This window comes from Streptomyces sp. NPDC026206 (assembly GCF_040638465.1).
Classification (GTDB): domain Bacteria; phylum Actinomycetota; class Actinomycetes; order Streptomycetales; family Streptomycetaceae; genus Streptomyces.
On record NZ_JBEZYL010000049.1, the window covers coordinates 1 to 4,513 of the forward strand.

Annotated in this window: 3 protein-coding genes; 2 read left to right on the forward strand and 1 reads right to left on the reverse strand. The window is 69.3% G+C overall.

The window, feature by feature from the left end; translation table 11 throughout:
* Nucleotides 1-329: 329 nt before the first annotated feature.
* The gene (trpS, locus tag AB0F13_RS27740) at nt 330-1,340 is read left to right on the forward strand and encodes a tryptophan--tRNA ligase (RefSeq protein WP_362087921.1); all 1,011 of its coding nucleotides are present in this window, start codon (nt 330-332) and stop codon (nt 1,338-1,340) included.
* A 44-nt stretch (nt 1,341-1,384) separates the two neighbouring features.
* Here trpS and proC read toward each other — a convergent pair whose 3' ends face one another.
* Nucleotides 1,385-2,194 carry a pyrroline-5-carboxylate reductase gene (gene proC / locus AB0F13_RS27745; protein ID WP_362087924.1) on the reverse strand — a complete coding sequence of 270 codons (810 nt, stop codon included), beginning with the start codon at nt 2,192-2,194 and terminating at the stop codon, nt 1,385-1,387.
* 601 nt (nt 2,195-2,795) lie between these two features.
* Between proC and AB0F13_RS27750 the strand changes: the two genes are divergently transcribed.
* Complete coding sequence (locus AB0F13_RS27750) at nt 2,796-4,349, forward strand: SulP family inorganic anion transporter (protein WP_362087927.1); 1,554 nt, start codon at nt 2,796-2,798, stop codon at nt 4,347-4,349.
* Nucleotides 4,350-4,513: the final 164 nt, after the last annotated feature.

Here is a 4,513-nt window from a genome sequence, read left to right on the forward strand (position 1 = left end):
GTTCCGTATTCCGGCATGCCGAAATACTTCCCGTTCAGGGACCGTGCAGTGGTGATTGCCGCCGGTGCGGCTCGAAGTGCTGTCCCGGCGTCCTCGCGGACCCCGTGGCAACTCGGAGAACACTACACGCTCCCGTACGCCCCATCAAACCCGTGGCGCAAGAGGGTTTCGAGGGCTACCGTCGTCCTGTGACCAAGCATGCGCTCACCCAGCAGTGGTGGGCCGCCTGACAGGCGGCCCAAGACCTGCGCATGCACCAACGGCCGCCGCCTCGGCGGCCTTTTTGCTGTCCGTGGCGGTGGCTCCACCTCAAGGAGACCAGCAAAGACATGGCGCGCATCTTCAGTGGCATCAAGCCCACCGGCCATCTGACCCTGGGCAACTACCTGGGCGCCGTCCGCCAGTGGGTCGACGCCGACCAGCACCGGGCCGACGCCCTCTTCTGTGTCGTCGACCTGCACGCGCTGACCGTCGACCACGACCCCGCCCGCGTACGGAGGCTCAGCCGGCAGGCGGCGACCCTGCTGCTCGCGGCCGGGCTCGACCCGGGCCTCTGCACTCTGTTCGTACAGAGCCATGTGGACGAGCACACCCGGCTCGCGTATGTCCTGGAGTGCACGGCCACCGACGGCGAGATGCGGCGGATGATCCAGTACAAGGAGAAGTCCGCCCGGGAGCGGGCCGCCGGCGGGAGCGTACGGCTGTCCCTGCTGACCTATCCCGTGCTCATGGCGGCGGACATCCTCGCGTACGGCGCCGACGAGGTTCCCGTCGGCGACGACCAGGCGCAGCACGTCGAGCTCACCAGGGACCTGGCCGTGCGGTTCAACCAGCGCTACGGACGTACGTTCGCCGTACCCAAGGCTGTGCTCCCCCTGGTGGCCGCCAGGGTGATGGATCTGCAGGACCCGACGTCGAAGATGGGCAAGTCGCACGCCGAGACGGCCGGCATCGTCTATCTGCTCGACGAGTCGGATGTCGTCCGCAAAAAGATCATGCGCGCGGTGACCGACAGCGGCAGCGAGGTCGTGTACGACCGTGAGGCGCAGCCCGGGGTGGCGAACCTGCTGGAGATCCTGGCCGGGTGCACCGGCCGAAAGCCGATGGAGGTCGCCGCGGAGTACAGCTCGCGGGGTTCCTCGTACGGCGCGCTGAAGAAGGACACCGCCGAGGCCGTCGTGGAGCTGCTGCGGCCGATCAGGGACCGGCACGCGCAGCTCTGCGCCGACCCCTCTTATGTGGACGGCGTCCTGCGGGAGGGGGCCGGGCGGGCCCGTGGTCTCGCGCGGCCGACCGTCGACGCGGCGTACCGCGCGATCGGTCTTCTGCCGCCGGTGTGAAGAGCGTGGGGCCGCGTGAAGAGGGTCAGGCTTTGTGACGAGTGTCAGGCCTGGCCGGAGGCCAGTTCGCGGCTGCGGTCGCGTGCTGCTTCGAGGGCGGCGATCAGTGCGGCTCGTACACCGTGGCGCTCCAGCTCACGGATCGCGCTGATCGTCGTCCCGGCGGGGGAGGTGACCGCCTCGCGCAGCTTCACCGGGTGCTCGCCGCTGTCGCGGAGCATGACGGCTGCGCCGATGGCGGCCTGGACGATCAGGTCGTGGGCCTTGTCGCGCGGCAGGCCGAGGAGAATTCCCGCATCGGTCATGGCTTCGACGAGAAAGTAGAAGTAGGCCGGTCCGGAGCCGGAGAGGGCGGTCGCCGCGTCCTGCTGGGACTCGGGGACGCGAAGCGTCTTTCCGACCGGCTTGAAGATCGCTTCCGTGCGGAGGAGGTGGTCCTCGGTGGCGTGGGAGCCGGCGGAGATGACGGACATGCCCTCGTCGACGAGGACGGGGGTGTTCGGCATGACGCGCACGACGGGGGCGCCGGCGGGGAGCTTTTCCTCGAAAAAGACCGTGGGTACGCCGGCCGCCGCGCTGATGACCAGCCGGTCGGCGGGCAGGTGGGGCGCGAGCTCGTCCAGGAGGAGCGCCATGTCCTGCGGCTTGACGGCCAGGATGAGGGTGTCGGCTGCCTTGGCGGCCTCGGTGTTGCTGACGACCTCCACGCCGTAGCGGGTGCGCAGCGCCTCGGCGCGCTCGGGCCGGCGGGCGGTGCACATCAGGTCGTCGGGCGACCAGCCGGCGCGGATCATGCCGCTGAGGAGTGCCTCGCCGATCTTTCCGGTGCCGACGACGGCGACTTTCTGGGTCACGGGGCTCACCTCTTGGCTGCGCTGTGGCTTTGCCTGGCATCTTCGCACTTCGGTGCCCTCGGGCGCGGCTCGCGTCCACGACTCGGAACCGGTGGCGAGGCGCGGTGGGGGCGCTTGCGGACGGCCGCCCGCCGGGGCGAAGGGAAGTGGGAGCTCCTGTTTCACGACTCCGCTTTTACATCGCAGTTACAGATCAATTCGCGGAACAGCACCACGACTTGGCCAAAATATGGTCAAGTGATGAGCAGTGCGGCGCCGCAGGGGACGACGGCGTCGTAGTCCGTGCTGGGGTCCGTGCTGGGGTCCCTACTGGGTTCTGTGCCGACGTTCATTCCGGCGCCCGGCGGCCGTGTGCCGTGTTCGCCCCCGGTGCCCGTGCTCACGCCGGTCCGTGCCGGCTGCTCCTGCCGTATCCGCTGTTCCCGCTCGTACCGCTGTTCCCGCTCGTACCGGCCGACTGGCTCGACCCGATCCGTCCGACCGACCGACGAACCGTCCGACGAACCGTCCAGCCATACGACGCCTCACCCCACTCCACCTGTCAGGCAACGATCCTCATCGCATCGCTGCGCGCGCCTCGAGCGCGCTGGAGGAAAACCTCATGCAGAAGACACGCTTCCGCCATGTCCGAAACGTCGTCGCCCGAGTTGACCTCAGGACCAACCTACGGGCCGACTTCACCGCGTCGCTGGTCGTCTTCCTCATAGCCGTGCCGCTGTCCGTCGGCATCGCCGTCGCGTCCGGTGTGCCGGTCGAACTCGGGCTCGTGACCGGCATCGTCGGCGGGCTCCTCACCGGGCTCCTGCCGGGCAGCAGCATGCAGGTCAGCGGGCCTGCAGCAGGGCTGACCGTGCTGGTGTACGAGGCCGTACGGGAGTACGGCCTCAGGGCACTCGGCGTGCTGGTGCTCACCGCCGGGCTGCTGCAACTCGCCATGGGGGTCTTCAAATTGGGGCGCTGGTTCCGGGCCATCTCGGTCGCAGTGGTGCAGGGCATGCTCGCGGGCATCGGGGTCGTGCTGATCGCGGGGCAGCTGTACGCGCTCGCCGACGCGGACGCGCCGGCCGGCGGCCTGGAGAAGCTCGGCGGGCTGGTCACGCTCCTGACCGACACCCTCGCCTCGGCGGACGCCCTGGCCGCCGTCGCGGTCGGCGGTGGCACGGCGGCCCTGCTCGTACTGTGGCCACGCTGGAAGCACGGCGCGCGCGTCGTACCCGCGCCGCTGGCCGCGGTCGCACTGGCCACAGCTGTGGTCGCCCTGCTGCGACTGCCCGTCGACCGGGTCCAGGTCCGCGGTCTCCTCGATGCGATCCAGCCACCAGGTGGCGGTGACTTCGCCCGACTGACCGAGTTCGGGGTGCTGGGTACGGTGCTGGCCTTCGCGCTCATCGCGTCGGCCGAGTCCCTCTTCAGCGCGGCCGCCGTAGACCGGCTGCACGACGGCCGCCACACGGACTACGACAGGGAACTCATCGCCCAGGGCGCCGGCAACACCGTCTGCGGGGCGCTCGGCGCCCTGCCGATGACCGCGGTGATCGTACGCAGCGCCGCCAACGTCCAAGCCGGTGCGCGCACCAAGGCCTCGCGAGTACTGCACGGGGTGTGGCTCCTGGTCTTCGCCACGCTGCTGCCCTGGGCGCTCGAACTCATCCCGGTCGCGGCCCTGGCCGGCGTACTGGTCCACGCGGGGTGGAAGCTCATCCCGGGAAGGGAATTGGGTCCCCTCTGGCGGGACCACCGTGGCGAGGTCGCGGTGCTGGTGACGACCACCGGGGCGATCGTGGCGACCAACCTCTTCGAGGGCGTGATCATCGGTCTGCTCCTGGCCGTCGTCAAGGCGGCCTGGGATACCTCGCACATCCACATCGAGGCCGTCACGACCCCGAGCGGCGTCGTACGGGCCCGAGTACTCGGCAACGCCACCTTCCTGCGTCTGCCGAAGCTGCTGGACGAGCTCGAATCGCTTCGCCGCGGCGGACACCATGTAGAGCTCGACATCAGCGGCCTGCGCCACATGGACCGTGCCTGTCACACCGCTCTGGTCGGCTGGGCGGAACGGCACGGCGAAATGCGCGAGGAAAGCGACGGAGAAGAAGGGCGGGGCGACAACGAGAACGGGGACGGCGAAGCCACCGGGCGCGTGGTCGCCGTCTGATGCCGGCCTGCTAAATGCGAGCCTGAGAACGCCGCAGAACGCCGCCCGGAAACGCAAAAAAGCCCTGGTAGGAACCTTTCGGTTCCCACCAGGGCTTTCTCAAAAATTGTTCGGCGGCGTCCTACTCTCCCACAGGGTCCCCCCTGCAGTACCATCGGCGCTGA

Coding starts and splice junctions, on each gene's coding strand:
- trpS (WP_362087921.1), top strand. CDS start 330: ATGGCGCGCATCTTCAGTGGCATCAAGCCCACCGGCCATCTGACCCTG.
- AB0F13_RS27750 (WP_362087927.1), top strand. CDS start 2,796: ATGCAGAAGACACGCTTCCGCCATGTCCGAAACGTCGTCGCCCGAGTT.